Genomic DNA, 26,466 nt, shown 5'->3' with positions numbered 1-26,466 from the left:
GACCGCCAGGCGCCGTGAAGCCGCCTGAGCGGTCGATCTCGCCATAATAAAGATAATCGGGAGACCCCCAATGGCCTTGGACATCATTGTTGTAATGATCTATACCGCCGGCATGCTCGGGCTGGGCTGGTATGGCATGCGGCGCGCAAAAACCCACGAAGACTACTTGGTGGCAGGGCGCAACCTGGGCCCGACCTTGTACATGGGCACCATGGCCACAACCGTGCTCGGCGGCGCCTCCACCGTCGGCACCGTACGCCTTGGCTATGTGCATGGCATCTCCGGTTTCTGGCTGTGCGCAGCCCTGGGCCTGGGCATCATCGCCCTCAACCTGTTCCTCGCCAAACCGCTGCTGCGCCTGAAGATCTTCACCGTGACCCAGGTACTGGAACGTCGCTACAACCCCATGGCGCGCCAGGCCAGTGCGGCAATCATGCTGGCCTATGCGCTGATGATCGGCGTCACCTCGACCCTGGCCATGGCGACTGTCCTGCAGGTGTTGCTGGACTTGCCGTTCTGGATGTCGCTGCTGCTCGGCGGCGGCGTGGTGGTGGTCTATTCGACCATCGGCGGCATGTGGTCGTTGACCCTGACCGACATCGTCCAGTTCGTGATCAAGACCGTGGGCCTGATGTTCATCCTGCTGCCGGTGTGCCTGTACAACGCCGGTGGCTGGGACACCCTGGTAGCCAAGCTGCCGGCGGCCAGCTTCGCCTGGACCACCATCGGCTGGGACACCATCATCACCTACTTCCTGATCTACTTCTTCGGCATCCTGATCGGTCAGGACATCTGGCAGCGGGTGTTCACCGCCCGTGACGAGAAGGTCTGCCAACGTGCCGGCACGACTGCAGGCCTGTACTGCGTGCTATATGGCCTGGCCTGCGCCCTGATCGGCATGGCCGCGCATGTGCTGATGCCGGACTTGGCCAACCCGAACAACGCGTTCGCCGAGATGATCAAGAGCCAGTTGCCTGATGGTATCCGTGGCCTGCTGATGGCCGCTGCCCTGGCAGCGATGATGTCGACCGCCAGCGCCGGCCTGCTGGCTGCCTCGACCACCATTACCGAAGACCTGTTGCCAAAACTGCGTGGCGGCAAGCAGTCGAGCCTGGGTGTCAGCCGCCTGTTCACCCTGCTCACCGGTTTGGTGGTGCTGGGCATCGCCCTGGCGGTGAACGATGTGATCAGCGCACTGACGCTGGCCTACAACCTGCTTGTCGGCGGCATGCTGATCCCGCTGATCGGGGCGATCTTCTGGAAACGTGCGACCACTGCAGGGGCCATCGCCAGCATGTCGCTGGGCTTTGCCACGGCGCTGTTGTTCATGTTCAAGGACGGGCTGGACGCCAATACGCCGATCTACTACAGCCTGGCGGTTGGCCTGGTGAGCTTCGTGCTGGTCAGCCTGCTGTCGCGTAAACCGGTGGGGGTGGTGACGCTGGCTTGAGGGTGAGATCGAGCGTCGCCCAGGCAGCGCTCGATCCCAAAGGTGCCGGCGCAATCCAAGCATGCGCTCGACCGCATGCACAACGCCCCGAAAACAACCAACAAAAAAGCCACGGCATCATCTCTGATATCGCGGCTTTTGTTGGTTTCAACGACGACGCGGCTGGCGCCTGCGCTGCTCTTCATCAGTCGGGATAGGCACCGGCTGCAAGGGTGGTGGTATCAGCCCCAGGGCGACAGCCAAGTCGTGGAGCCAGTTGAACATTTGGTTTTTCATAGTGCCCCCTTGACGGGTCAGCCTCTCGGTCAATCAATCCTGCGATGTTTCATACAGATCATAGCCCGATGTCCTGTATTACGCATGCCCTTGTACTTACAGATAGGGGCAAGTTTGACGCGGATCAAGCGGAAACGGTGGATTCCGACGGCTGGTTAATCGTTTCGCTTTGTTGCAAATCGACCCACGCCTGCAAATTCGCCCCTCGCATCCCCTGCCGCCACATCAGCCAGGTCACCGCCTGATCGAACGGCGCCTGCAGGCGATGGACCCGCACGCGGTCACGCCCCGGCAGGCTGTCGAGCATCGATTGCGCCATCAGCGCCACGCCCGCGCCGGCTATCACACAGGCCAGCATGCTCTGGTAAGACTCGATCTCCATTACCCGCCCCATGGGCGTATGTGCATGGGCATACCACGCCTCCAGGCGCATCCGGTAGGAACAGCCCTGGCGGAAGGTGAACACCGCCTTGCCCGCCACATCCCTGGCGCTGTGCACTGTTGGGTGTTCAGGGCTGGTGATCAGTACCAGTTCTTCTTCGCACAAGGGCACGCCATCGAGCCCCGCCAGGCTCGGAGGCCCGTCCACCAGTGCGGCGTCCAGGCGGTGGCTGAGCAACCCCTCGAGCAACTCGCCACTGGGGGCAGCCTGCACCTGCAAGTTAACGGCCGGATAGGCCTGATGGTAGCGCGCCAACAGCGCGGGCAGGTGAATGGCCGCCGTGCTGTACATGGTGCCCAGGACGAAGTCGCCGGCCGGCTGCCCGCCCTGTACCGCCGCCATGGCTTCGTCACGCAGCGCCGCCAGGCGGTTGGCGTAATCCAGCAGCACCTTGCCAGCGGGGGACAACTGCAGGCGCTGGCGTTCACGCAAGAAAAGCTCCACGCCCAGTTGCTCTTCAAGCTGGCGCAAGCGCGTGGACAGGTTCGACGGCACCCGGTGCAGGCGCTCGGCGGCGCGTGTGATGGAACCTTCCTCTGCGACCGCCTGGAAGATACGCAGCTGGCTGAACTCCATGACATTCTCCAAAACAGAACAACTTGATCATCATTATTCAATTTTATTGAAAACAAAAGCGCCCTAACCTGCCATCCATCGTTTACACCCGCGCAGGAGTGTCCTCATGTCGCCGTTCGTACAACTGCTGGCCAGCGCCGTAGCCCTGATGATGGCCATGGGCATCGGCCGCTTCGCTCTCACCCCACAACTGCCGCAACTGATCGCCGAAGGCCAGTTCGACCTGACCGCCGCCGGCCTGGTCGCGGCGGCCAACTACCTGGGTTATTTCATTGGCGCGGCAGACGCCATGTTCGCCCGCACCCCCGCCCAGGTCAGGCTGCGCCTGCATGGCGGCCTGTGGCTTTGCGCAGTGCTGACCCTGGCGTCCTGGGCTGCGGACGGGTTCTGGAGCCACCTGCTGCTGCGCTTCGGCACGGGTGTTGCCAGTGCCTGGGTGCTGGTGATGATCACCAGCCTCAGCCAGCAACTGGCCAACGCCAACAACCGTCCGCGCCTGGGCGCCCTGGTGTTCGCCGGGCCCGGCCTGGGCATCGCCGTCACCGGCCTGCTGGCATTGCTCGCTCACTTGCTCGGTATGAGCTCGGCAGCGTTATGGCTGGTGTATGCCGTTGCCGCGCTGGTCATGCTGCTGGCGGTGTACCCTTGGCTGCCTCGCGCTCTGGAACCCGCCGTGGTACCGAGCACGGTGCAGCAAGGGGCGACGCGCAGCGTTGGCATTGGCCGCCTTGGCCTGGTGTATGCCTTGTATGGCGTGGGTTACATCCTGCCGGCCACGTTCCTCTCGCAAATGGCCAACCAACAGTTCCAGGGCAACTGGATGGCCGATCTGTTCTGGCCAGCGTTTGGTGTGGCGGCGGCGATGGGCGTGGTGCTGGTGAGTGTGCGACGCGCCGGCCGCACTTCGGCCTGGCTGAGCGCGACCTTGTGGCTGCAAGGCCTTGGCGTGCTGGCCTGCCTGATGGGCGGTGGCCTTGGCCTCGCCTTGGGCGTAGTGCTCTGCGGTACGCCGTTCCTGGCATGCATGCAGTTGGTGATGCAACGCTCGCGGGAGCTCGCGCCGCATGCGACGCAGCGCAATGCCGGGCTGTTGACTGCGTGCTTTGCGCTGGGGCAATTGAGCGGGCCGTTGCTGGCGGCGTTGAGCAACCATTACAGCGGGAGCTTGCAGCCGGCGCTGGTAATGGCGGCGGCTGGGTTGGGGCTGGCGGGGGTATTGGTTCTTACCGGCACACGCAACAACCAGAACTGCCAAATTGCAGGGCGGGTTGCGTGATTGATCAAGCTTGATCAATACCGGCCCTGTCGCCGGCAAGCCGGCTCCCAAAGATGCCCCACTGCCCTCAGGTTTAGTGGGGTACCTGTGGGCCGGCTTGCCGGCGATAGGGCCAGTAACAGCAACCCCTATCCCACAAACCTGCGCAATTGCTGCTTCACCCAAGGCTCGGCACTGACCAGCACCACGCCGAGCAAAACCATTACGGCCCCGAGCACAAAATTCACGCTAAGCGGTTCATCCAGCAAGAGCACGCCAAACGTCACCCCAAATAATGGGGTAATAAAAGAAAACACCGCCAAATTCGAGGCCAAGTACTTACGCAGCAACCAGAACCACGTCAGGTAGCTGACAAACGACACCACAATGCCCTGGAACAGCACGCTGCCGACCGCCAAGGGCGTCCACGAGACCTTGTCGATCTGCCCGCTGAGCAAGGCGATCAGCACTAACCCGACAAAACCTACTGCCAGTTGGTAGAAGAGGGTCAACGTCGCAGGCGCCTCGGACAAGCGCGAACCCCGTACCACCACGGTCGTCGCCCCCCAAGCTAACCCGGCCAGCACACCGAAGGCATCGCCGAGCAGCATGCGCCCGTCCATTTCTTCGAACGACACGCCCCCGGCAAACGCAGTAGCAATTCCGCCGAACGCCAACAGAATGCCCAGCCACTGCAGCAGGCGCAGCCGCTCGCTGGGCAGCATGAAATGTAGCCCAAGTGCCGTGAACACCGGCGCGGTATAGAGGAACACAGACATGTGCGCCGCCGATGTCAGCTTCAGCCCCTCGGCGATGAACAGGAACTCCAGGCCAAACAAACCGCCGGCCAGCAACCCGCCACGCCAGGTGCTCCCCACCTGCCCCCAGCCACCGCGCCAGCAGATCATCAAGCCGACCAGCACCGCCGCAAGGCCGTTGCGCAGAGCTGCCTGCATCACCGGCGCAATATCAACCGCCGCAGACTTGATCAGTACCTGTTGGCAACCCCAGATCAGGCACAGCCCCAGCATGACCTGGAAGGCAAAGGCATCGGGATTCTTGCGGGCCGCACTCATGGGCGGCCCTCTTGGGTGATCGATGGCATGGGCAAGGCTCGGCAGTATTCAGAAAAGACCGATTATCGGTTTTTCCGGGCAGGCCTTGCCAGCCTCAATACGACCTCAAGCGATCTGCGCCTTCGCCGACACCTGCTCGAAGGTGGTTTCGTCCAGCGCATCTTCCTGGTCATCCAGTACCTGGCGCGGGTGCTCGAAGCCCGGGATGCTGCTGTCGATCAGGCTCAACAGCCGCGACCCGCGCTCGGTGAGCACGAAGTTCTCTCCATTGCCGCCATCCTCTGGCGGCCGGCTCTCGACGAAGCCGCGCTCGAATAGCAGCTTCTCGTACTCGCAGGCACGGGTTTTCAGATGGTCCACATCCCCCACCGGCTGGCCCTCGGCGGCCAGAGCCGCAGCGTGCTGCTCGGCATAGGGGCGTGGTGTGAAGCTGTGACCGGCGCCGTTCTGCACTTCGTGCAGCAAGCGCTCGATCAGGTCCCAGTCGTAGGTAATGCTCATGGCTATGGCCTCTTGCTGTGGACGCATGGGGTACACAGCTTGGGACCGGTCGCGGGTCTGGTGCGTTCCAAAAGATCTCAGCGCTGGCGCTGCTGGGCTTGCATGTACTGGCGCAGCAACTGATTAATCCGCGTCTGATAACCCGCCCCCTGATCCTTGAACCAGGTGAGGACATCAGCGTCCAGGCGAATGGTTACTGCCTGCTTCGCCGGGACACGCAGTTCAGCCTGCTGGAAGAAAGCCTGGTCCAACTCGGGGATATCCGAGGTATCAATATCTTTATCGTCCATTTGAGCCAGGCGGCTCCAATCAGTTTTCGATGCTTTGGTCATAGTGTTTGGCCTCCCATCTGGTGGCTTTACGTGCGGAAATGATGCGGATTACCTCACCCTGCCTCTCCGTGTACACGACTACCCCAAGCAAGGCATTGAGCCATCCCAAGCTTACCCAGCGCTCCTCAGCGTATTGTGCGCTGTCGTCCCGTCGGGTCAACATGGGATGGTTGAACATGTCGGGCACATCAGCGAAATCGATGCCGTGCTTTCGGATATTGGTTTGATTTTTCGTTGCGTCCCACTCAAATATCATGGGGCGCCCTGTATTTACAGATGTACATACGATACCTCCTCTTTCATCGCGAGACTAGGACGAGGTCACTCGCGCATCAATGGGGCCAGGAGGTTAAACGCCAGTTTCGGAAAGGGATTACAGCCAAGATAGAAAAGCCGCACAGATCCATTACAGGCCATAGCCTTCAGATCATTGCTGCTTCGTGAGATAGCCAATAAACAACCGAAACAACTCCGCATTCCCGGCAATCCCCAACCGCTGCCAGATGTTGTGCCGGTGCACCTTGACCGTCCCTTCCGAAATCCCCAGCGCCCGCGAGATCGACTGGCTGCTGTGCCCCTGCAAAATCAGCTTGGCCACATGCCGCTGGGTTTCGGTCAACTGGCCCTGGAGGATATTGACGAAGGCGTCTTCCAACTGGCTGTCCGAGTCCTGCGGGTCGGCCAGGTCTTCGGCATGAGCAAGGTGTAGGTGCTGGCTGAAAATGGCATCGATCAGCGGCGTCAGCGCAGCGAGGCGTTGGGTTTCATCGGTTTCGAACGCCCCCTTGTGCAAGCCGCGCATCAAGGAAAACACCAGCGCCGTGCGTGGCCGCACAGGGACGATGAAGCCGATTTCTTCGATCAAGCTGCCGTGGTGCGACGAGACACAGGGGTGGATGTCGGGCAAGATGGAAAAGCCCGAGGCGAAGAAGCTGTCCGGCGCCAGCTCGCTCATGCGCCACAGCCCCGTGGGGTGATTGTTGGTGCAAGCGACGTAGAACGGGTCGAGCAAATAGCCCCCGCGCAGATACGCCTTGAGCGTACGCTCGGTCACCCGCTGGTTGTAGCCATCGTGCACCAACAGCGCCGGCTGGTTGAAGCGAAACAGGTAAGCGCAGCTCATGTCGAAATCGACTACGCCCTTGAGCGCAGTGTCGATGGCCGGGCCCAGTGCGTCGCTGCCGATGCTGCGAATCACCGTGGCCAGGCGGTTGGCGTGGTCGCTGTTCATGGCTGCGGCCTGTGCGCGCGCGAACATGTGGCAGGCGCCCTTGGTGGTGCAGTAGAGCACTTCCATCGGCGTGCCCACCACGGCCGAAATCGACGACGTGCAGATCACGCTGCCGCCACCGGCGGCCAGCATGCCCGGCAGCACTGCCTTGGTCACCAGGAACATGCTTTTCACGTTGACGCTCATCAAACGGTCCCAATCGGCTTCGCTGGTCTCCAGAAAGGGCCCGGCAGCGATGATGCCTGCGTGATTCATCAGCACCGTGATCGGCCCGAAGTGCGCCTGGGCCTGGCTGACGGCGCGGTGCACCTGATCGGCCACGGAAACGTCTGCCGCGACGAACAGGGCTTGTCCGCCCGTTGCATTGATGCGCGCCGCTACGGCTTCACCTTGGCTGCTGGGCAAGTCGAGGATCGCCACCTTGGCGCCCTCGGCGGCAAACAGCTCCGACGCTGCCAGGCCACATCCCCCTGCCCCGCCGGTAATCAGTGCCACCTTGCCTTTCAATCGATCCATGGGTCTGCTCCTCGGTTGTTCTGGTTGTGGCTCCAAACTAGAGCCGAGGGCAGTCGGGGTCCATATACCCAGGGGTATAGGCCAGGTGCACAGGGGCTTCCGCCGGTCGTGGAGGCGGAACTTACCGGCATGCAGGCGCCTCCACCGGGCATCCCCACCGCCGGAGGTATAAAGGATGAAACCGCTGCTGCGCATCGCCTGTGCGACCGCCCTGTTCTGCGCCCTGCCCGCCTGGGCCTGCACGCCGGAAGAGGCCACCCAGAAACGTGAAGAACTGGCCGGGCTGGTGAGCCAGCTGACCGAACAGAACCCGCAGAAAGCCAAGGAAATTAACGATGAGCTCCAGGGGATGGAGCTGGGGACGGCGAGCAAGGACTTGCCCGACAAGTGTCAGCTGATCGACAAGCGGATCAAGGAGCTGAAGGAGGCGGAGAAGAAGGCGGATTGATCTATTACATCAAGACCCAATCGCCGGCAAGCCAGCTCCCACAGTGATCGCATCGCCCTTGAGGCTGATGGAGTACCTGTGGGAGCCGGCTTGCCGGCGATAGGGCCAGCATTGACTGATTACTCAGCAGCAGGCTTGCGCTTTTTCAGCGGTGCCAGGCCATCGGAGCTGGTCAGCGGTGCATTGGCCTTCGGCTTGGCGGTAGGCTTGCGCTTCACGGCCTTCTTGTCGCCAGTTTTCTTCTCGGTCTTTTTCTTCTTGGTGCCGGCAGCCTTGCCCGACGCCTTGACCTTCTTGGGCCCGTTGTAGGTGCCTTTCACTTCCTTGATCACACGGCGCTCGAACTGCTGCTTGAGGTAGCGTTCGATGCTGGACATCAGGTTCCAGTCATTGTGGGTGATCAACGAGATCGCCAGACCTTCGCCGCCGGCACGGCCGGTACGGCCAATGCGGTGCACATACTCGTCGCCGCTGCGCGGCATGTCGAAGTTGATCACCAGGTCCAGGCCGTCGATGTCCAGGCCACGGGCCGCCACGTCGGTGGCTACCAGCACCTTGGAGCTGCCCTGCTTGAAGCGCTCGATGGCCAGCTTGCGGTCCTTCTGGTCCTTTTCACCGTGCAACACGAACGCTTTTACGTCCTTGGCGACCAAGTGGCCGTAGATACGGTCGGCAAGCACGCGGGTGTTGGTGAAGATGATCGCCTTGTCGAATTTTTCGTTGGCCAGCAGCCACTGCACGATCGCCTCTTTGTGCTGGTCGTGGTCAGCGGTGATGACCTGCTGGCGGGTGCCTTCCGCCAGCTGCGAAACACTGTTGAGCATCAGGTGCTCAGGGTCTTTCAGCACTTTGCCGATGATGTCGCGCAGGGCCGCGCCGCCGGTGGTGGCCGAGAACAGCAGGGTTTGCTCGCGGTTCTCACACTCCTTGCACAGGCGCTCCATGTCTTCGGCGAAGCCCATGTCGAGCATGCGGTCGGCTTCGTCGAGGATCATCACCTGCACGTGGGACAGGTCGAGGTTGCCGGCATTGAGCTGCTCGAGCAGGCGGCCCGGGGTGCCGATCAGCACGTCCGGCACCTTGCGCAGCATGGCGGCCTGTTCCTTGAAGTCCTCACCGCCGGTGACCAGGCCCGCCTTGATGTAGGTGAACTGCGAGAACAGCTGCACTTGCTTGAGGGTCTGCTGGGCCAGCTCGCGGGTCGGCAGCAGGATCAGCGCGCGGATCTCGACGCGCGCGCCTTTCAGGTCGACCAGGCGGTTGAGCAGCGGCAGGACGAAGGCCGCGGTCTTGCCGCTGCCGGTCTGCGCGGTCACACGCAGATCACGCCCTTGCAGGGCCAAGGGGATGGCCGCGGCCTGCACCGGGGTTGGCTCGACAAATTTAAGCTCGGCCACGGCTTTAAGCAGGCGTTCATGCAGGGCGAATTGGGAGAACACGGAGGTAACCTCAGGCAAGTGCGGGAAATTCAGTTGCATAGGGTAACGTTTTCTGCAGCCGGAGCCGAATTTCTTTTGGCAACTTTGTCGCCATCCGCGCTCTAATGGCGCTTCGTTTCGCAAGCAAAGACCGTACTCAAGCTCATGGATATGCAAAAACTCTGGCGCGACAGCCTCGACCTGTGGGGCACCCTCGACCAACACCCGATGCTCCACGCCGCCATCGGCCTGGCCGTGCTGCTGCTGGTTTCCCTGGTAATCGGCCGCCTGGCGCGCTTTCTGATCCTGCACGGCACGCGCCTGCTGGCCCGCCAGCCTGCGCTCAAATGGCTCGACGACCTGCGCCACAACAAGGTGTTTCACCGCCTGGCGCAGACCACACCGTCGCTGGTCATCCAGTTCGGGCTGAAACTGGTACCGGAGCTGTCCGATACCGCCCAGCACTTCCTTGGCAATATGGCGCTGGCGTTTACCCTGCTGTTCATGACCCTGGCGCTGTCGTGCCTGCTCGATGGCCTGCTCGACATCTATGCCCGCACCGAACATGCCCGCACCCGCTCGATCAAGGGCTATGTGCAACTGGCGAAGATGATGCTGTGGATTTTCGCCTCCATCGTCATCGTCGCCACCCTGATCGACCGTTCACCCCTGTTGCTGCTGTCAGGCCTGGGTGCGATGTCGGCAGTATTGCTGTTGGTGTACAAGGACACCCTGTTGTCGTTCGTCGCCAGCGTGCAGCTCACCAGTAACGACATGCTGCACGTCGGCGACTGGATCGAAATGCCCCAGGTCGGCGCCGATGGCGATGTGGTCGATATCACCCTGCACACGGTGAAGGTGCAGAACTTCGACAAGACCATTGTCTCGATCCCCACCTGGCGGCTGATGAGCGAGTCGTTCCGCAACTACCGCGGCATGCAGCAATCGGGCGGCAGGCGGATCAAACGCAGCCTGTTCATCGATGCGGCGGGCGTGCGTTTTCTCACCCGAGAAGAAGAACAGCGCCTGAGCGGAGTGCGCCTGCTCGCTGACTACCTGGCCGGCAAGCGCCAGGAGCTCCATGAATGGAACGAAGCCCTGGGGCCGGTGGCCGAGCTGTCGGCCAACCGACGCCAGCTGACCAACATCGGCACCTTCCGCGCCTTTGCCCTGGCCTACCTGAAGAACCACCCCAACGTGCACCAGGGCATGACCTGCATGGTCCGGCAGATGCAGACCGGCGCCGAGGGGGTGCCGCTGGAGATCTACTGCTTCACCACCACGACCGTGTGGGCCGAGTACGAACGGATCCAGGGGGATATCTTCGATTACCTGCTGGCGGTGTTGCCGGAGTTTGGGCTGAGCTTGTATCAGCAGCCGAGCGGCAATGACATGCGCGTGGGGCTGGCGGGGCGCGCTTCGGTAGAGCCAGTGCCGCGTCGCCTGGAAGAAATGAGCGAGGCTTGAGATTGTTGGGGCCGCTTTGCGGCCCTTTCGCGACACAAGGCCGCTCCTACCGGGGATTTGCGTTCTCCGTAGGAGCGGCCTTGTGTCGCGAAAGGGCTGCGCAGCAGCCCCAAATCACCCCGCATAACCCAGCAGGTACAACAACCCGGTCAAGGTGACTAAAGAAGCTACCGTCGACAACAAGATCGTCCGCGATATCAGCCCCGCTTCCCGGTTGTAATACTCCGCCAGCATGAAGGGCCCGGTCCCCGTCGGCAGCGCCGCCAGCAGTACCGCTGAAACAGCCCACATGTTCGGCAGGCTGAATACCTTGAACGCCAACACCCAAGTCAGCGCTGGCTGCCCTACCAGCTTCATCGCAACCAGTGGCCATGGGCTGGCCTGAGCGCCGCTGCGTTTCTCTGCCAGAAACGCCCCCAGCGAAATCAATGCACAGGGCGTGGTGGCCAAGGCCAGCATGTCGAGAAAATGCATCACCGGCTCCGCCAACCCCAACCCGGACATTGCCCAAGCGGCCCCAGCCACGGGCGAAATCACCAGGGGGTTCTTCGCCAGCGCCTTGCCCACTACCCACATGGCGCGGCCGATCCGCTTCTCTTCCTGTAGGCCAATTTCGATCAGCGTCAGCGATATCGCGAACACCAGGCAGACCACGATCAACGAAGAAATCAACGCAGGCTGCAGCCCGGGCTGACCGAAAAGCAGCAAACACAGCGGGATGCCGATATAGCCGGTGTTGGCATACCCCGCGCTGAGCCCGTCGATGCTGGCCGCGACCAGCCCGTGGCCGCTGAACAGCCGCCAGGCCAGCGTGGCCACGAACATCGCCAGCGCCCCTGCGCCAAAGGCCACGATGAACCCTGGGTGCCATACCTCGCTCCAGGTTGCGGTGGCTGTGACCTTGAACAGCAGGGCCGGCAGGCACAGCCAGACCACCATCTTGTTGATCTCGGCCGCAGCCTTGTCGCCAAGCTTGTTGGTCCGGCGGCAAAGATAACCGACCAGGATCAACGCAAAGATCGGCGCGACGATGACCAGGATGGTGTGCATGTCAGGCCCTGCGCACCAGCGGTGCATCCGTGCGGCTGCCCAGGCGGCTCAGCCACACGGAGGCCAGGATGATCGCGCCACCGATGAGCAAGCGCCCCAATGGCTCGTGCTGGTTCCAGATCAGCAGGTTGAGCAGCAGCCCCACCGGCACGTGCAGGTTGTTCATCACCGCCAGCGTAGCGCCGGACACCATGCAGGCCCCCTTGTTCCACCAGTACAAGCCCAGCGCTGTCGGGCACAGCCCGAGGAACAGCAGCACCAGCCATTGCACGTCGGTGCTCGGCAAATGCTGGGTGTTGCCAAACAGCAGGAAAGCCGGCAGCACGACGATCAACGCCCCCAGGTAGAAGTAGCCGAAACGCTTGTAATGCGGCAGGTCGCTGGGGTGGCGGGCAACCAGATGGCGGTACAACACCTGGCCAGCAGCGTAGGTGAAGTTGGCCAACTGCAGCAGCAAAAAGCCGATGAAGAAGTCGCCACTGATGCTGTCGAAGCGGATCACCGCCGCCCCTGCGACCGCGACCAAGGCCGCGAGCAAGGCCCATGGGTTGAAGCGGCGGTTCAGCGCATCCTCGATCAGGGTCACGTGCAGTGGCGTGAGGATCGTGAACAGCAGCACCTCAGGTACGGTCAGCACGCGGAAACTCAGGTACAGGCAGACATAGGTGATGCCGTACTGCAGCGCACCGATCAGCAGCATCGAGCGCATGAAGCGCGGCTCGACCTGGCGCCAGCGGGTCAGCGGCAGGAAAACCAGGCCCGCCAGCACCACGCGTGCGAGCACGGCAAAGTAGCTGTCGACGTGCCCGGCCAGGTACTCGCCGATCAGGCTGAAGGAAAACGCCTGGATCAGCGCGACGATTATCAGGTAGCCCATGGTTGCCTCTCGTAAATCAAGGCCGCGACCTTAGCGGGTTGCGACCGATGTGTTCAACCATGCGCAATGTGGGGGTTGCGCATTTCATGGGCGTGAGTGATTCACACACAAAAAAAAACCCGGCCATCGAGGCCGGGCAGGTACACCCAAAGGAGCAAACAAGGTGTCAGGGTTGGGAATTGGTTGACGCTCAGGCCACCGCAGCCAACTTGGCCTTGGCCTGGTTGATGCCTTTCTCGTGGAAGTCACCGCTCATGTTCAGGCCTTCGGCATGGATGAAGTTCACATCGTGAACGCCGATGAATGCCATCACCTGGCGCAGGTACGGCTCCTGATGGTCGCTGGTGGCGCCGGCGTGGATGCCGCCACGGGCTGTCAGGACAATGGCGCGCTTGCCGGTCAGCAGGCCTTGCGGGCCGGTCGGGGTGTACTTGAAGGTGATGCCGGCACGCAATACGTGGTCAAGCCAGGCCTTGAGCGTGCTGGGGATGGTGAAGTTGTACATCGGTGCAGCCATCACCAGCACGTCGGCCGCCAGCAGCTCATCTGTCAGCTCATTGGAACGGGCCAGGGCCTCCAGTTCAGCGGCATTGCGCTGCTCTTCAGGCTTCATCCAGCCACCGAGCAGGTTGGCGTCCAGGTGCGGCACCGGGGTCACCGCCAGATCGCGAACGGTGATCTCGTCGGCCGGGTGCGCTGCTTGCCAGTGTTCGATGAAGTCACGGGTCAGTTGACGGGAAACGGAATCCTGCTGGCGGGCGCTGCTTTCGACGATCAGTACGCGGGACATGGGTGCCTCCAACGGCAAAATGGGTTGCGATTCGATGGAGGTGAGATTAAGGCTTGACCTATCGATAAAAAAGCGTAAAAAGTGGGTGCAATCTATCGATTAATCAGTTTTATTCCGCTTTGCAGTTCACTGCGATGCGCAGCTTGATGATCTGCCGGTTGAACTTGGCCGTGACGTCCACACTTTTGCCCGCCGGTACATTCACCCGGCGTACCCGTGGCGCTTCCGGGCCGTTGCGGAACGTCACCTTGCAGGCCGCCGGCACTTGCCCATAGTTGTTCAGGGTGATGGCTCCGATGTCGTACGCGGTGTCGTAGGCGGTGTAGTCCAGCTTGACTCCGGCCAGTTCCTTCTCCACGTCGATGGGGTAAGCCATGGCCCCGAGGGGCAGGCACATCAGTATTGCCGCACAACATTTCTTCATGGGGCGCTCTCCTTGAAAGAGCGCAGCTTAGGTCAACAGGAGCCAAAGATGAAAGCGCCGCGCGTAACCCTGGATCAGTGGCGAACCTTGCAGGCAGTGGTCGATCACGGTGGGTTTGCCCAGGCAGCCGAAGCCCTGCACCGCTCGCAGTCATCGGTCAGTTACACGGTGGCGCGCATGCAAGAGCAGCTCGGCGTACCACTGCTGCGCATCGATGGCCGCAAAGCCGTGCTGACCGAGGCGGGCAACGTGCTGCTGCGCCGCTCACGGCACCTGGTCAAGCAGGCCAGCCAGCTTGAAGACCTGGCTCACCACATGGAGCAAGGCTGGGAAGCCGAGGTACGTGTAGTGGTCGATGCCGCCTACCCCAGTGCCCGCCTGGTACGTGCCCTGGCCGCGTTCATGCCGCAGAGCCGCGGTTGCCGGGTGCGCCTGCGCGAGGAAGTGCTGTCCGGCGTCGAGGAGGTGATGCATGAAGGTATCGCCGACCTTGCCATCAGCAGCTACAGCATTGGCGGCTATCTGGGCACCGAGCTCAGTGCCGTGGAGTTCGTGGCTGTCGCCCACCCCGAGCACAGCCTGCACCGCCTGGGCCGGGAGATCACGTTCCAGGACCTGGAAAGCCAGTTGCAAGTGGTGATTCGCGACTCCGGCCGCGCCCAACCCCGCGATGTCGGCTGGCTCGGCGCAGAACAGCGCTGGACCGTCGGCAGCCTGGGTACCGCCACGACCTTCGTCAGCAGCGGGCTGGGCTTTGCCTGGCTGCCGCGGCACATGATCGATCGCGAACTGCGCGAAGGCGTGCTCAAGCCGCTGCCACTGGACCAGGGTGGCAGCCGTCATCCACTGTTCTACCTTTATTCGAGCAAAGAGAAGACCTTGGGCCCGGCCACGCAGATTCTCATCGACCTGCTGCGCAATTTCGACACCGCGCCACTGGACGTGCCCTTCGCAGCCCCCCCGCAAGCCTGAGAGAACCGCGCCCATGGCCTATTTCGAACATGAAGGATGCTCGCTGCATTATCAGGAATACGGCCAGGGTGAACCCCTGGTACTGCTGCACGGCCTGGGCTCGAGCAGCCAGGATTGGGAGCTGCAGGTACCCGCGCTCAGCCGCCATTACCGGGTGATCCTCATGGACATCCGGGGCCACGGCCGCTCCGACAAGCCCAATGATGGCTACCAGATCGCCACATTCAGCGAAGACCTGCTGGCCCTGCTCGAACACCTGCAGACCGGCCCGGTGCACTTCGTGGGGCTGTCGATGGGCGCCATGGTCGGGTTTCAATTCGCCGTCGACCATCCGCAGTGGCTGCGCAGCCTGTGCGTCGTCAACAGCGCCCCCGAGGTCAAGCGCCGTACGCGCAACGACTGGGTCTGGTGGGCCAAGCGCTGGGGCCTTGCGCGCATCCTGAGTGTCGAGACGGTCGGCAAGGGCCTGGCCCAGCGCCTGTTCCCCAAACCGGAGCAAGCCGACTTGCGCCAGAAGATGGCGCAACGCTGGGCGCGCAACGACAAACGCGCCTACCTCAAGAGTTTTGACGCCATCGTGGACTGGGGCGTGCAGGAACGCATCGGCCAGATACACTGCCCCACGCTGGTGGTCGCTGCCGACCACGATTACACCCCGGTACAACTCAAAGAGCGCTACGTTGCCCTGATGCCGCAGGCAAGGCTGGTAGTCATCGATGATTCCCGGCACGCTACACCCCTCGATCAACCCGAAGTCTTCAACCAGACTTTGCTGCGGTTCCTCGCAGCCGCTTCCACCTCTCAAGGATCTTTGAGCCCATGCTGAAAAAACTTCTGCTCACCGCCTGCTCGGTCGCCTTTGCCACCACCGTCATGGCCTCCGACAAGACCCCTCACGTAGTGCTCGACACCAGCTTCGGCCAGGTCGAAATCGAGCTCGATGCCGAGAAGGCGCCGGTCAGTACCAAGAACTTCCTCGAATACGTCGACAGCGGTTTCTACAACAACACCATTTTTCACCGTGTGATCCCGGGCTTCATGGTCCAGGGCGGTGGGTTCACCGAGCAGATGGTGCAAAAGCCGACGCGTGACCCGATCCGCAACGAAGCCGGCAACGGTCTGCAGAACACCCGCGGCACCCTGTCGATGGCACGCACCTCCGACCCGAACTCGGCCACCAGCCAGTTCTTCATCAACGTGGCCGACAACGATTTCCTGAACCCGGGCCGTGACCGTGGCTATGCAGTGTTCGGCAAAGTGACCAAGGGTATGGAGGTGGTCGACCAGATCGTCAACTCGCGCACTACCGTCAAGAAAGGCATGAGCGATGTGCCGGCCGATCCGGTGTTCATCAAGTCCGCCAAACGCATCGACTGACTGCAGGCTTCACAAGGACGTGAAACCGCCTGAGGGTCGGGTTGAACAGGAGTGTTGTCACCCATGCTGTACCGCCGTTTCGAGCAACTGATCGACATCTTCCGCGACGCGCCCAGCGAGTCGCCGCCAACCCAGGTGTGGCCCTTCTACCTCTATTATCTGCGCCAGGTGTGGCCGAGTTTTCTCGCCCTGCTGGTGGTCGGCCTGGTTGCCTCGCTGATCGAGGTGGCGATGTTCAGCTACCTGAGCCGCATCATCGACCTGGCCCAGGGCACGCCCAATGCCAATTTCTTCAGCGAGCACAGCGGCGAGCTGATCTGGATGCTGGTGGTGGTCCTGCTGCTGCGGCCGATCTTCTTTGGCCTGCATGACCTGCTGGTGCACCAGACCATCAACCCGGGCATGACCAGCCTGATCCGCTGGCAAAACCACACCTATGTGCTCAAGCAGAGCCTCAACTTCTTCCAGAGCGATTTTGCCGGGCGTATCGCCCAGCGCATCATGCAGACTGGCAACTCGCTGCGCGACTCGGCCGTGCAGGCGGTGGACGCGTTGTGGCACGTGCTGATCTATGCGATCACCTCGCTGGTGCTGTTCGCCGAGGCCGACTGGCGCCTGATGCTGCCGTTACTGGTCTGGATTGCCAGCTATGTCGCCGCACTGTTTTATTTCGTGCCACGGGTCAAAGAGCGCTCGGTGATCTCCTCCGATGCCCGCTCCAGGCTGATGGGGCGCATCGTCGACGGCTACACCAACATCGCCACCCTCAAGCTGTTCGCCCACACCGACCACGAGCAGCAGTACGCCCGCGAAGCGATCCGCGAGCAGACCGAAAAGACCCAGCTGGCGTCGCGGGTGATCACCAGCATGGACGTGGTCATCACCAGCCTCAACGGCTTGCTGGTGGTCGCCACCACCGGCCTGGCCCTGTGGCTGTGGAGCCAGTCGCTGATCACCGTCGGCGCCATCGCCCTGGCCACCGGGCTGGTGATCCGTATCGTCAACATGTCGGGCTGGATCATGTGGGTGGTCAACGGCATCTTCGAGAACATCGGCATGGTGCAGGACGGCCTGCAGACCATCGCCCAGCCGGTCACCGTCACCGACAAGCCCAAGGCAGCGCCGCTGGACGTGAGCCGTGGCGCGGTGCGTTTCGATAACGTCGACTTCCACTACGGCAAGGCCCGCAACGTCATCGACGGGCTGAACCTGGACATCCGCCCGGGCGAAAAGATCGGCCTGATCGGCCCCTCCGGCGCCGGCAAGTCGACCCTGGTCAACCTGCTGCTGCGCCTTTACGACGTGCAGGGCGGGCGTATCCTGATCGACGGGCAGGACATCGCCGAGGTGAGCCAGGCCAGCCTGCGGGCGCAGATCGGCATGATCACCCAGGACACCTCACTGCTGCATCGTTCGATCCGCGACAACCTGTTGTACGGCCGCCCGGATGCCAGCGAGCAAGCGCTGCACGAGGCGGTGCGCCGGGCCCGTGCCGACGAATTCATTCCTCAGTTGTCGGATGCCCAGGGCCGCACGGGCTTCGACGCGCATGTGGGCGAGCGCGGGGTCAAGCTGTCCGGTGGCCAGCGCCAGCGCATCGCTATAGCCCGGGTGCTGCTCAAGAACGCGCCCATCCTGATCATGGACGAGGCCACGTCAGCACTGGACTCGGAGGTCGAAGCGGCGATCCAGGAAAGCCTGGAAACCCTCATGCAAGGCAAGACGGTGATCGCCATCGCCCACCGCCTCTCGACCATTGCGCGGATGGACCGCCTGGTGGTGCTGGACAAGGGGCATATCGTCGAAAGTGGCAGCCACAGTGAACTACTGGCGCAACAAGGCTTGTATGCCAGGCTGTGGCATCACCAGACGGGCGGGTTCGTCGGGGTGGATTGAGGCCTGTCGGGTTTCAATCCCGGCGGTAAGGCAACATCCCCCGTGCCTCTTCGGCATAGCCCATAACCCCTGCCCGCTCCTGCTGCAGGAAATCGTCCACCGCCCGGCGCAGGCCTGGGTGAAGCAGATAATGCCAGGAGCGGGTCAGCACCGGCTCGAAGCCACGAATCAGCTTGTGCTCGCCCTGCGCGCCGGCATCGAAGCGCTGCAAGCCTTCGGCAATCGCAAAGTCCATGCCCTGGTAGAAGCAGGTTTCGAAGTGCAGCCGGTCGAACTCATCCAGGCAGCCCCAGTACCTCCCAAACAGGCTGTCGCCACCCACCAGGCTCAGGGCCATGGCGACATCGCGACCGCCTTGACGCGCCATCACGACCCTTAGGGCCTCGGGCATGCGCTGCGCCAGCAGGCTAAAGAATTCGCGGGTCAGATAGGGCGTACGCCTGCGCACTGCGTAGGTGTTGGCGTAGCAGAGGTAGACGAAATCCCATTGGGCCTCATCAAGTTCATCGCCACGGTACCAACGAAAGTCGATGCCCTGCCCTGCAACCTGCTCACGTTCCTTGCGCATCTGTTTGCGCTTGCGCGAACTCAAGCTGTCGAGAAAGTCCTGAAAGTCGCGGTAGCCATGGTTGCGCCAGTGGAACTGACATCCCAGGCGCTCCATCCAGCCCGGCAGGCCGGCCATCTGTGCATCCAGGCCAGGGTCGGTGAAGTTGATGTGAGCCCCGGATAGCCCGCCTTTGCCCAGATACTCAGGCAATGCCTGGAGCATGAGCAGGCCATCGGCCGGGTCAACGCTGAGCAGGCGCGGCCCGCTGACCGGGCTGAACGGCACGGCGCCGAGCAGTTTGGGGTAATAGGCAATACCAGCACGCTCGCAGGCGTCGGCCCAGCCATGATCGAACACGTACTCGCCGTACGAATGCCACTTGCGGTACGCCGGCAACAGCGCACGCACTTGCCCGTCACGCTCCAGCACCAGGTGTTCCGCCGCCCAGCCGGTGGCTGGCGCAACACTGCCGCTGTCCTCCAGGGCGCTCAGGAACGCATGGCGCAGGAAGGGTTGGCCGGCAGGTACCAAGGCGTCCCAGGTCGCGGCAGGCAGGTCACGCAGATGGGCAAGGCTATAGAGGCTGGTCACGATGTCGACTCGCGGAGTGAGGGCATCAGTATCAGGGAATACCGGCCTCTCACTCAAATGCCGAATGCCGGCCCGATCCTTTCATTCTCAATTACTTAACGGCAGTGCCACCAAATAGACATTATTCTGTCATTCGCCCCCGCAATACTTGCGCCTGTTTTCCGGAACCCTAGAACCTGTCTATTCAGGCCCTTTCCGAAGACATGCCAACATGGGGGTGGACGCTGAGCCTCCCCAATATTTTTCAGTAGGGAGAACCTTATGCGTCTTGTTTCTACACTTACCGGAGTGAGCCTCACCGGCATGATGCTGGCTCTGAGTACTCCGGCCAGTGCGGCTGTCGACGCCAAGCTGCTCGAAATGCTCCGCGCCAACGGCTCGATCAACCAGGCGCAGTACAACGAACTGCAAGGTGACCTGGCAAAAGAAACCAAGGAAAAGGCCGACCAGAAAGCTCAGTCAGAACGCATGAGCTCCTTCGAACAGAAAGTGGCTTGGGCCGCCAAGACCCAGGTCAAAGGCGATATCCGCCTGCGCTACGAGGACGTCAACGTCGACGACCCGAACAGCAGCAGCGGCAACCAGGACCGCCAGCGCGTTCGCGCCCGCGTCGGTTTCTACAGCGAGATCAACCCGCAAGTCGACGCAGGCATCCGCATCGCCACCGGCAGCAGCGCAGACCGCCGTTCGACCAACCAGAGTTTCGATAACTACTTCGACAAAAAATCGCTGTGGGTCGACCAGGCCTACCTCGACTGGCACCCGAGCGCAGTACCGAACCTGCACCTGATCGGCGGCAAGATGGCACAGCCTTGGGTGAGCATGGGTGACATCATCTGGGACGGCGACATCAACCCGGAAGGCGTTGCCGCCACCTACAAAGCCGACCTCGGCGGCGCCGAAGTCTTCGCCAGCGCGGGCCAGTACACGCTCAAGGACAACGTGGACGGCGACGGCGTGCAGTACAAGCACGACGCCCAGGTCTACCACGGCCAGTTGGGCGCCAAGTTCGCCCCGGCCGATGTGCTCAAGCTCACCGTCGGCGCGAGCATCTATGGCTACGACAACGACAAGGAAGCGACCATCCTGCAGTCGTTCGGCAATACCACCAACGAGTTCAACCTGGTGGAAGGCTTCGGCCAGGTGGACTTCACCGGCTTGGCCATCCCGCTGTCGGCGTATGGCCAGTACGTGAAGAACACCGAAAGCACCGATGGCGAAGACCAGGCCTGGCTGGCTGGCCTGAAGACCAAAGTCGGCGCCTGGAGCCTGGATTACAACTACCGCGATGTTCAGCGCAACGCCGTGGTCAGCCTGTTCACCGACTCCGACTTCGGCAACGGTTACACCGGCTCGCGCGGCCACAAGTTCAAGGTCGGTTATGAAATTGACAAGAACTTCTCGCTGGGCGCTGCCTACCTGATGGCCAAGACCGACCTGTCGCAGTTGCCGAACAGCGATGCCGATGTCGACACGCTGCAGGTGGACCTGGAAGCCAAGTTCTAAGCTGCAACGCCTGAGCTTCACTCAAGGCGGGAAATGCCGACCCCATCCGGCATTTCCTGCCTTTTTTTGCCTGCGAGAAACGCACTGGCCCTGCGGCCGGCAAGCCGGCGCAGGGCTGACTGTCAGCGTTTACGCAGAATCACACTACCAATCGAGTAGCCCGCACCAAACGAGCTCAGCACGCCCAGCGAACCCTTGGCCAGGTCATCCTGGTACAGGTGGAAGGCAATCACCGACCCCGCCGAACTGGTGTTGGCATAACGGTCGAGAATGACTGGTGCATCTTCCTCGGCCACTTCACGCCCCAGCAGCTTCTTGACGATCAGCTGGTTCATGCTCAGGTTGGCCTGGTGCAGCCAGAAGCGCTTGACGTCGGAGGGCTGCAGATCGTTCTCGCCCAGGTGCTTGCCGATCAGCTCGGCGACCATCGGGCAGACTTCCTTGAATACCTTGCGGCCTTCCTGCACGAACAACTTGTCCCGCGTACCGACGCCCTCTTCCGCAGCACGGTTGAGGAAGCCGAAATTGTTGCGGATATTGTTGGAGAACGAGGTCTGCAACTTGGTACCGAGGATATCGAACTGGTGTGCCGAGGTGGCCTGGTCGGCACGCTCGACCAGCACGGCAGTGGCAGCGTCACCAAAAATGAAATGGCTGTCGCGGTCACGGAAGTTCAGGTGCCCGGTGCAGATTTCCGGGCTGACCACCAACAACGCACGGGCCTGGCCCAGTTGCACGCTGTTGGCTGCGGTCTGGATGCCGAAGGTGGCCGAGGAGCAAGCCACGTTCATGTCGAAGGCGAAGCCCTGGATGCCCAGCGCCTGTTGCACTTCGATGGCGATGGCCGGGTACGGGCGCTGCAGGTTGGAGCAGGCGACGATCACCCCGTCGACATCGGCAGGGGTGCGGCCTGCGCGCTCGAGTGCCTGACGGGCAGCGGCCACGCCCATCTCGCAAAGGATCGACTGCTCGTCGTTGGAACGCTCCGGCAGGCGCGGCTTCATGCGCTGCGGGTCGAGAATGCCGGCCTTGTCCATGACGAAGCGGCTCTTGATGCCCGAGGCCTTCTCGATGAAGGCGGCGTCGGAGAGCGGCGCAGCTTCGACCTCGCCGCGCTCGATGGCGGCAGCGTTGTCGCGGTTGAACTGTTGCGACCAGGTGTTGAAGGATTCCACCAGTTCTTCGTTGGAAATGCTCTGGGCCGGGGTATACAGGCCGGTGCCGCTGATCACGACGTTATGCACGATCGTTCCTCTGGTCAAAGGCCATCGCCACAGGGCGCTGGCTGGAGTAATAGCACTTTAGTACCAAGTTCAAGGCGCAGGTTGAACCCGCAAGGGGCCGCAATGCGGCCCCAAATTGCCTCAATATTGCCACAACTTGCGGGGTTTAGGCTTCCACCTGAGACCACTGTTTGCTGAGACGTTTGTCAGAAATCGGTACTTTCGTGCCCAATTGCTGGGCAAACAGCGACACCCGATATTCTTCCAGCAACCAGCGGTACAAGGTCAGTTGCTCGTCGCGCTTGCCTTCCTGGGCGTGCTTGTCGGCACGGGCCTTGTACTGGGCCCAGAGGTTGGTCAGCTCGCCACTCCACACCCGGTCCTTCTGCACCTGGCTGCCAAGCTTCTCCAGGCGCAACTCCACCGCCCTGAGGTAGCGCGGCAGCTCCTTGAACCAGGCCGAAGGCGTCTCGCGCACGAAGCCCGGATACACCAGGTTGGCCAACTGCTGCTTGATGTCGTTCAGCGCCACCGCCTGGCTCAGGTCGATCTTGCCTTTGAAACGCTTCTGCAGGCCGTGCCACAGCTTGAGCACTTCCAGCGTCTGGCGGGCCAGGCGCTCGGCATGCTCGGCCCAGCTGCCGCGCTTGCGCTCGGCAAGCCCGGCCAATGCTGCGCCATCGCGCGGTAGCGTGGCCTCCCCTTCGAGGATGCAACTGTCGAGGCTGGCCAGCAGGATATCCTCCACCAGCGCCTCGACACGGCCCAGTTCGCGGTACAGCAAGCCCAGTTCGGTCAGCCCCGGGAGCTTGCCGCGCAGGAACTTGGCAGGCTCTGCCAACTGCTGCAGCAACAGGCGCTGCAAGGCACGGCGATGCTGGAACTCGGCTTCGGCCTGGGTCGAGAAACGCCCCTCGCGCACGCTGCCGCTCTCTTCCACCAATGCCGGGTACACCGTCATCGACAGCCCGGCGATCTTCTGCTGGGCGGTCTGTTTCACTTCACTGAAGGCCTTGGCCTGCACCGGCTGCGCGCCCTTGTCGTCGCGCGGCATAGCCAGCGCTGCCTGGCTGGCGGCGGCAAAGCGTGCGGTCAACTCGGCCAGGTCGCGGCCCTCGCCGAGGAACTTGCCTTGGCCATCGACCACCTCGATATTCATACGCAGATGCCCTTCGACCAGGCCTACCGACTCTGCCCAGGCCTCATCGGACACACGGGCACCGGTCATGCGCAACAGCTCCTGCCCCAAGGCCTGAGGCAAGGCCCCCTGGCCGAACGTCATGCGTGCCAGCGACGCCTTGACGAAGTCCGGTACCGGCACGAAGTTCTTGCGCAGGGCCTTGGGCAGGTTGCGTACCAGCGCCACGCACTTGGCTTCGAGCAAGCCCGGCACCAGCCACTCCAGGCGCTCGCCCGGCAGGCTTGGCAACAGCGGCGCGGGCACCCTTACCGTCACGCCGTCACGTGGGTGGCCCGGTTCGAAGTGGTAGCTCAGCGGCAGGCGCAGCTCGCCGACCTGCAGGCTGTCCGGGTATTGCGCCGCAGTGACTTCGCTGGCCTCACGGGCCAACACGTCTTCCTCACGCATGATCAGCAGGCTGGCATCCTTCTGGCTGCCCATGCGGTACCAGCTGTCGAAGGTCGCGGTCTGGTGGATCTCCGCTGGCAGGCGCGCCTCATAGAAGGCGTAGAGGGTTTCTTCATCGGCAAGAATGTCGCGCCGACGCGCCTTGGCTTCCAGCTCGTCGAGCTCTTCAAGCAGGCGCTTGTTGGCGGCCAGGCACTTGGCCCGCGACTGGATTTCGCCCCCAACCAGCCCTTCGCGTATGAACAGCTCACGCGAGGTAACCGGGTCGATCGGACCGTAATGCACTGGGCGGCGGCCGACCAGGATCAGCCCGTAGAGGGTGATCTGCTCGTAGGCCACCACCTGCCCGCGCTTCTTCTCCCAGTGCGGTTCGAAGTGGTTTTTCTTGACCAGGTGAGTCGCCAGCGGCTCGATCCAGTCGGGCTCGATCTTGGCCACCATGCGCGCATACAGCTTGGTGGTCTCCACCAGCTCGGCGGCCATGACCCACTGCGGGCGCTTGCGGCCAATGCCCGAGGACGGGTGCACCCAGAAGCGCCGCTGACGCGCGCCCTGGTAGTCGCCGTCTTCGGTCTTGTGGCCGATCTGGCTGAGCAGCCCGCTGAGGATGGCTTTGTGCATCTTCTGGTAGTCGGACGGGTCCTTGTTCACCGTCAGTTGCAGGTCACGGCAGATCAGCGCCAACTGACGATGGGCGTCACGCCATTCGCGAAGGCGCAAATAGTTGAGAAAATTCTTGCGACACCAGTTGCGTAGCGGGTTGGCCGTCAGCGCCTGGCGCTGCTCCTCGAAGCCTCGCCACAGGTTGACCAGTGCGGCAAAATCGGAATCCACATCCTTCCACTGCGCATGCGCCTGGTCAGCTGCCTGCTGACGCTCCGGCGGGCGCTCGCGCGGGTCCTGCACCGACAATGCACTGGTGACGATCAGCACTTCCTGCAGGCTGCCCTGACGTGCGCCTTCGAGCAGCATCCGGCCCAGCCGGGGATCGATCGGCAAGCGCGCCAGCTGACGGCCCAGGGGCGTCAGCTGGTTCTCGCGGTTGACCGCCGACAGCTCCTGCAGCAGGTTGAAACCGTCGCTGATGGCCTTGCCATCCGGCGGCTCGATGAACGGGAAGGCATCGATGGCGCCCAGACGCAGGTGCAGCATCTGCAGGATCACCGCCGCCAGGTTGGTGCGCAGGATCTCGGGGTCGGTGAAGGCTGGCCGGCCGTTGAAGTCTTCTTCGCTGTAAAGGCGTATGCAAATGCCCGGCTCGACACGGCCGCAACGGCCTTTGCGCTGGTTGGCGCTGGCCTGGGATACCGCTTCGATCGGCAAGCGCTGGACCTTGGCCCGGTAGCTGTAGCGGCTGATGCGGGCGGTACCGGTGTCGATCACATAGCGGATGCCCGGCACGGTCAGCGAGGTTTCCGCCACGTTGGTGGCCAGCACCACACGGCGGCCAGTGTGCGACTGGAAGATACGCTGCTGCTCGGCCGGAGACAGGCGCGCATACAGCGGCAGGATCTCGGTATGACGCAACTGGGCCTTGCGCAGGATCTCGGCGGCATCGCGAATCTCGCGCTCGCCCGGCAGGAACACCAGCACGTCGCCGGGGCCCTTGCCCTCGCTGCGCTCGTGGTGGGCGATCTCATCGAGGGTGGCGAGGATCGCCTGGTCGACGGTGAGGTCGTCCTCGACCTGGTTGCCTTCTTCGTCCTGTTCACTGGTCAGCGGGCGATACCAGGTGTCCACCGGGTAGGTACGGCCGGATACCTCGATGATCGGCGCACCGTCGAAATGCTTGGAGAAGCGCTCCAAGTCGATGGTCGCCGAAGTGATGATCAGCTTCAGGTCCGGGCGGCGATGCAGCAGGGTCTTGAGGTAGCCGAGCAGGAAATCGATGTTCAGGCTGCGCTCGTGCGCCTCGTCGACGATGATCGTGTCGTAGCGCTCGAGGAAGCGGTCATGCTGGGTTTCGGCCAGCAAGATGCCGTCGGTCATCAGCTTGACCAAGGTGTTGGCGTCGCTCTGGTCCTCGAACCGCACCTGGTAACCGACCAGGGCGCCCAGCGGTGTACCCAGCTCTTCAGCCACACGGGCAGCAACGCTGCGCGCCGCAATCCGCCGTGGCTGGGTGTGGGCGATCAGGCCGTGGCTGCCGCGGCCCAGCTCCAGGCAGATCTTGGGTAGCTGGGTGGTCTTGCCCGAACCGGTCTCACCGGCAATCACCAGGACCTGGTTTTCGGCCAATGCCTTTTTGATTTCGTCACGCTTGGCGGCAATCGGCAAGCTGTCGTCGTAGCGGATGCGCGGCACACTGTGCTGACGCGCGGTCACCTGGGCGCAAGACGCCTGGACCTTCTCCACCCACTGCGCGAGCTTGGCCTCGTCGGGGCGCTTGCGCAGCTCATGCAGTTGCCGGCGCAGGCGATGGCGGTCGGCGATCATGGCGTGGTCGAGGTTTTGCAGCAGTTTGTCGATGGCGTGGTCAGTCATGGGGCTTTTTAGTGATGCAGGTGAGCCTGCTTTTGCATGATCGGCATTCGAAGGATGCGCGATTGTCGCAGATTTGCCGGCTTTTTGCTGTCTGTACCGGCCCCCGCCAATGTTTAGCCGTTACCAGAGTGAAGGTTGCCATTCACTGCT

24 protein-coding genes and 1 pseudogene are annotated in these 26,466 nt (G+C 62.5%); 9 read left to right on the top strand and 16 right to left on the bottom strand.

The features are described 5' to 3' along the window. Nucleotides 1–70: 70 nt before the first annotated feature. Nucleotides 71–1,450: a sodium:solute symporter gene (locus IWW33_RS18085; protein WP_174142433.1), complete on the top strand. Its 1,380-nt coding sequence runs from the start codon at nt 71–73 to the stop codon at nt 1,448–1,450. A 147-nt stretch (nt 1,451–1,597) separates the two neighbouring features. On the opposite strand, the gene IWW33_RS26925 is transcribed toward IWW33_RS18085, so the two are convergent. Continuing rightward, nucleotides 1,598–1,726, bottom strand: a complete 129-nt coding sequence (locus tag IWW33_RS26925) for a PA1414 family protein (protein ID WP_008090807.1) — start codon at nt 1,724–1,726, stop codon at nt 1,598–1,600. 124 nt (nt 1,727–1,850) lie between these two features. Then, nucleotides 1,851–2,744, bottom strand: coding sequence for a LysR family transcriptional regulator (locus IWW33_RS18080; RefSeq protein WP_115274133.1), 894 nt, complete (start codon nt 2,742–2,744; stop codon nt 1,851–1,853). Between the two features lie 106 nt (nt 2,745–2,850). Here IWW33_RS18080 and IWW33_RS18075 point away from each other — a divergent pair, with 106 nt between their 5' ends. Next, nucleotides 2,851–4,020: an MFS transporter gene (locus IWW33_RS18075; protein WP_174142431.1), complete on the top strand. Its 1,170-nt coding sequence runs from the start codon at nt 2,851–2,853 to the stop codon at nt 4,018–4,020. Between the two features lie 128 nt (nt 4,021–4,148). Here the strand turns inward: IWW33_RS18075 and IWW33_RS18070 are convergent, their stop codons facing one another. The 6 genes and pseudogenes from IWW33_RS18070 to IWW33_RS26680 form a co-directional block, all read right to left on the bottom strand. Then, entirely contained in the window at nt 4,149–5,075 is a 927-nt protein-coding gene (locus tag IWW33_RS18070) for a DMT family transporter (protein WP_125924526.1), read from the bottom strand. Nucleotides 5,076–5,180: 105 nt separating this feature from the next. Then, entirely contained in the window at nt 5,181–5,576 is a 396-nt protein-coding gene (locus tag IWW33_RS18065) for a transcriptional regulator (protein ID WP_115274130.1), read from the bottom strand. A 77-nt stretch (nt 5,577–5,653) separates the two neighbouring features. Continuing rightward, nucleotides 5,654–5,908 (bottom strand): BrnA antitoxin family protein, encoded by a 255-nt coding sequence (locus IWW33_RS18060; RefSeq protein WP_012315648.1) that lies wholly within the window; start codon nt 5,906–5,908, stop codon nt 5,654–5,656. Next, nucleotides 5,886–6,164 carry a BrnT family toxin gene (locus tag IWW33_RS18055; RefSeq protein ID WP_046788068.1) on the bottom strand — a complete coding sequence of 93 codons (279 nt, stop codon included), beginning with the start codon at nt 6,162–6,164 and terminating at the stop codon, nt 5,886–5,888. The genes IWW33_RS18060 and IWW33_RS18055 overlap by 23 nt, the downstream gene beginning before the upstream one ends. 171 nt (nt 6,165–6,335) lie before the next feature. Then, nucleotides 6,336–7,067, bottom strand: a complete 732-nt coding sequence (locus IWW33_RS26685) for a LuxR family transcriptional regulator (RefSeq protein WP_261981985.1) — start codon at nt 7,065–7,067, stop codon at nt 6,336–6,338. Next, a pseudogene (locus IWW33_RS26680) lies at nt 7,059–7,655 on the bottom strand (SDR family NAD(P)-dependent oxidoreductase); the annotation flags it as partial. The gene IWW33_RS26685 and the pseudogene IWW33_RS26680, both read right to left, overlap by 9 nt. 175 nt (nt 7,656–7,830) lie before the next feature. Between IWW33_RS26680 and IWW33_RS18045 the strand changes: the two are divergent. After that, the gene (locus IWW33_RS18045) at nt 7,831–8,103 is read left to right on the top strand and encodes a hypothetical protein (protein ID WP_046788065.1); all 273 of its coding nucleotides are present in this window, start codon (nt 7,831–7,833) and stop codon (nt 8,101–8,103) included. Between the two features lie 119 nt (nt 8,104–8,222). Here IWW33_RS18045 and IWW33_RS18040 read toward each other — a convergent pair whose 3' ends face one another. Further along, nucleotides 8,223–9,581 carry a DEAD/DEAH box helicase gene (locus IWW33_RS18040; protein ID WP_012315652.1) on the bottom strand — a complete coding sequence of 453 codons (1,359 nt, stop codon included), beginning with the start codon at nt 9,579–9,581 and terminating at the stop codon, nt 8,223–8,225. A 105-nt stretch (nt 9,582–9,686) separates the two neighbouring features. On the opposite strand from IWW33_RS18040, the gene IWW33_RS18035 reads away from it, so the two are divergent. Beyond that, nucleotides 9,687–10,988, top strand: a complete 1,302-nt coding sequence (locus IWW33_RS18035) for a mechanosensitive ion channel family protein (protein WP_046788064.1) — start codon at nt 9,687–9,689, stop codon at nt 10,986–10,988. Nucleotides 10,989–11,102: 114 nt separating this feature from the next. On the opposite strand, the gene IWW33_RS18030 is transcribed toward IWW33_RS18035, so the two are convergent. The 4 genes from IWW33_RS18030 to IWW33_RS18015 all read right to left on the bottom strand — a co-directional run bounded on the left by IWW33_RS18030 (nt 11,103) and on the right by IWW33_RS18015 (nt 14,129). Then, nucleotides 11,103–12,038 carry an AEC family transporter gene (locus IWW33_RS18030; protein WP_174142430.1) on the bottom strand — a complete coding sequence of 312 codons (936 nt, stop codon included), beginning with the start codon at nt 12,036–12,038 and terminating at the stop codon, nt 11,103–11,105. A 1-nt stretch (nt 12,039) separates the two neighbouring features. After that, a complete protein-coding gene (locus IWW33_RS18025) occupies nt 12,040–12,915 on the bottom strand; it encodes a carboxylate/amino acid/amine transporter (protein WP_039603958.1) in 876 nt (291 codons plus the stop codon). A gap of 190 nt (nt 12,916–13,105) precedes the next feature. Further along, nucleotides 13,106–13,705 (bottom strand): FMN-dependent NADH-azoreductase, encoded by a 600-nt coding sequence (locus IWW33_RS18020; protein WP_174142428.1) that lies wholly within the window; start codon nt 13,703–13,705, stop codon nt 13,106–13,108. Between the two features lie 109 nt (nt 13,706–13,814). After that, the gene (locus tag IWW33_RS18015) at nt 13,815–14,129 is read right to left on the bottom strand and encodes a hypothetical protein (RefSeq protein ID WP_012315657.1); all 315 of its coding nucleotides are present in this window, start codon (nt 14,127–14,129) and stop codon (nt 13,815–13,817) included. 48 nt (nt 14,130–14,177) lie between these two features. Between IWW33_RS18015 and IWW33_RS18010 the strand changes: the two genes are divergently transcribed. From IWW33_RS18010 to IWW33_RS17995, 4 genes are all read left to right on the top strand, one after another. After that, complete coding sequence (locus IWW33_RS18010; protein WP_012315658.1) at nt 14,178–15,101, top strand: LysR family transcriptional regulator; 924 nt, start codon at nt 14,178–14,180, stop codon at nt 15,099–15,101. A 13-nt stretch (nt 15,102–15,114) separates the two neighbouring features. Beyond that, nucleotides 15,115–15,927: an alpha/beta hydrolase gene (locus IWW33_RS18005; protein ID WP_174142427.1), complete on the top strand. Its 813-nt coding sequence runs from the start codon at nt 15,115–15,117 to the stop codon at nt 15,925–15,927. Next, on the top strand, nt 15,921–16,478 hold the full coding sequence (locus IWW33_RS18000; protein WP_115274128.1) for a peptidylprolyl isomerase: 558 nt from the start codon (nt 15,921–15,923) through the stop codon (nt 16,476–16,478). The genes IWW33_RS18005 and IWW33_RS18000 overlap by 7 nt, the downstream gene beginning before the upstream one ends. Before the next feature lie 63 nt (nt 16,479–16,541). After that, complete coding sequence (locus IWW33_RS17995) at nt 16,542–18,374, top strand: ABC transporter ATP-binding protein (protein ID WP_119687596.1); 1,833 nt, start codon at nt 16,542–16,544, stop codon at nt 18,372–18,374. A 13-nt stretch (nt 18,375–18,387) separates the two neighbouring features. Here the strand turns inward: IWW33_RS17995 and IWW33_RS17990 are convergent, their stop codons facing one another. Next, nucleotides 18,388–19,515, bottom strand: a complete 1,128-nt coding sequence (locus IWW33_RS17990; RefSeq protein WP_174142425.1) for a GNAT family N-acetyltransferase — start codon at nt 19,513–19,515, stop codon at nt 18,388–18,390. Nucleotides 19,516–19,776: 261 nt separating this feature from the next. Here IWW33_RS17990 and IWW33_RS17985 point away from each other — a divergent pair, with 261 nt between their 5' ends. Next, on the top strand, nt 19,777–21,021 hold the full coding sequence (locus IWW33_RS17985; protein WP_125924532.1) for a putative porin: 1,245 nt from the start codon (nt 19,777–19,779) through the stop codon (nt 21,019–21,021). Nucleotides 21,022–21,143: 122 nt separating this feature from the next. On the opposite strand, the gene IWW33_RS17980 is transcribed toward IWW33_RS17985, so the two are convergent. Both IWW33_RS17980 and hrpA read right to left on the bottom strand, forming a co-directional pair. Next, nucleotides 21,144–22,265 carry a beta-ketoacyl-ACP synthase III gene (locus tag IWW33_RS17980; protein ID WP_046788054.1) on the bottom strand — a complete coding sequence of 374 codons (1,122 nt, stop codon included), beginning with the start codon at nt 22,263–22,265 and terminating at the stop codon, nt 21,144–21,146. A gap of 145 nt (nt 22,266–22,410) precedes the next feature. Further along, nucleotides 22,411–26,316 carry an ATP-dependent RNA helicase HrpA gene (hrpA, locus tag IWW33_RS17975; RefSeq protein ID WP_196914302.1) on the bottom strand — a complete coding sequence of 1,302 codons (3,906 nt, stop codon included), beginning with the start codon at nt 26,314–26,316 and terminating at the stop codon, nt 22,411–22,413. Nucleotides 26,317–26,466: the final 150 nt, after the last annotated feature.

The organism is Pseudomonas sp. M2 (genome assembly GCF_015751845.1).
GTDB classification, from domain to species: domain Bacteria; phylum Pseudomonadota; class Gammaproteobacteria; order Pseudomonadales; family Pseudomonadaceae; genus Aquipseudomonas; species Aquipseudomonas putida_E.
The sequence above is the reverse complement of the archived record's forward strand: the minus strand, read 5'-3'. Positions and strand labels throughout refer to the sequence as shown.

Bases quoted from the DNA above. Each gene is read 5' to 3' on its own strand.
- IWW33_RS18085 (WP_174142433.1), top strand. From the start codon at position 71: ATGGCCTTGGACATCATTGTTGTAATGATCTATACCGCCGGCATGCTC.
- IWW33_RS26925 (WP_008090807.1), bottom strand. From the start codon at position 1,726: ATGAAAAACCAAATGTTCAACTGGCTCCACGACTTGGCTGTCGCCCTG.
- IWW33_RS18080 (WP_115274133.1), bottom strand. From the start codon at position 2,744: ATGGAGTTCAGCCAGCTGCGTATCTTCCAGGCGGTCGCAGAGGAAGGT.
- IWW33_RS18075 (WP_174142431.1), top strand. From the start codon at position 2,851: ATGTCGCCGTTCGTACAACTGCTGGCCAGCGCCGTAGCCCTGATGATG.
- IWW33_RS18070 (WP_125924526.1), bottom strand. From the start codon at position 5,075: ATGAGTGCGGCCCGCAAGAATCCCGATGCCTTTGCCTTCCAGGTCATG.
- IWW33_RS18065 (WP_115274130.1), bottom strand. From the start codon at position 5,576: ATGAGCATTACCTACGACTGGGACCTGATCGAGCGCTTGCTGCACGAA.
- IWW33_RS18060 (WP_012315648.1), bottom strand. From the start codon at position 5,908: ATGACCAAAGCATCGAAAACTGATTGGAGCCGCCTGGCTCAAATGGAC.
- IWW33_RS18055 (WP_046788068.1), bottom strand. From the start codon at position 6,164: ATGATATTTGAGTGGGACGCAACGAAAAATCAAACCAATATCCGAAAG.
- IWW33_RS18045 (WP_046788065.1), top strand. From the start codon at position 7,831: ATGAAACCGCTGCTGCGCATCGCCTGTGCGACCGCCCTGTTCTGCGCC.
- IWW33_RS18040 (WP_012315652.1), bottom strand. From the start codon at position 9,581: ATGCAACTGAATTTCCCGCACTTGCCTGAGGTTACCTCCGTGTTCTCC.
- IWW33_RS18035 (WP_046788064.1), top strand. From the start codon at position 9,687: ATGGATATGCAAAAACTCTGGCGCGACAGCCTCGACCTGTGGGGCACC.
- IWW33_RS18030 (WP_174142430.1), bottom strand. From the start codon at position 12,038: ATGCACACCATCCTGGTCATCGTCGCGCCGATCTTTGCGTTGATCCTG.
- IWW33_RS18025 (WP_039603958.1), bottom strand. From the start codon at position 12,915: ATGGGCTACCTGATAATCGTCGCGCTGATCCAGGCGTTTTCCTTCAGC.
- IWW33_RS18020 (WP_174142428.1), bottom strand. From the start codon at position 13,705: ATGTCCCGCGTACTGATCGTCGAAAGCAGCGCCCGCCAGCAGGATTCC.
- IWW33_RS18015 (WP_012315657.1), bottom strand. From the start codon at position 14,129: ATGAAGAAATGTTGTGCGGCAATACTGATGTGCCTGCCCCTCGGGGCC.
- IWW33_RS18010 (WP_012315658.1), top strand. From the start codon at position 14,178: ATGAAAGCGCCGCGCGTAACCCTGGATCAGTGGCGAACCTTGCAGGCA.
- IWW33_RS18005 (WP_174142427.1), top strand. From the start codon at position 15,115: ATGGCCTATTTCGAACATGAAGGATGCTCGCTGCATTATCAGGAATAC.
- IWW33_RS18000 (WP_115274128.1), top strand. From the start codon at position 15,921: ATGCTGAAAAAACTTCTGCTCACCGCCTGCTCGGTCGCCTTTGCCACC.
- IWW33_RS17995 (WP_119687596.1), top strand. From the start codon at position 16,542: ATGCTGTACCGCCGTTTCGAGCAACTGATCGACATCTTCCGCGACGCG.
- IWW33_RS17985 (WP_125924532.1), top strand. From the start codon at position 19,777: ATGCGTCTTGTTTCTACACTTACCGGAGTGAGCCTCACCGGCATGATG.
- hrpA (WP_196914302.1), bottom strand. From the start codon at position 26,316: ATGACTGACCACGCCATCGACAAACTGCTGCAAAACCTCGACCACGCC.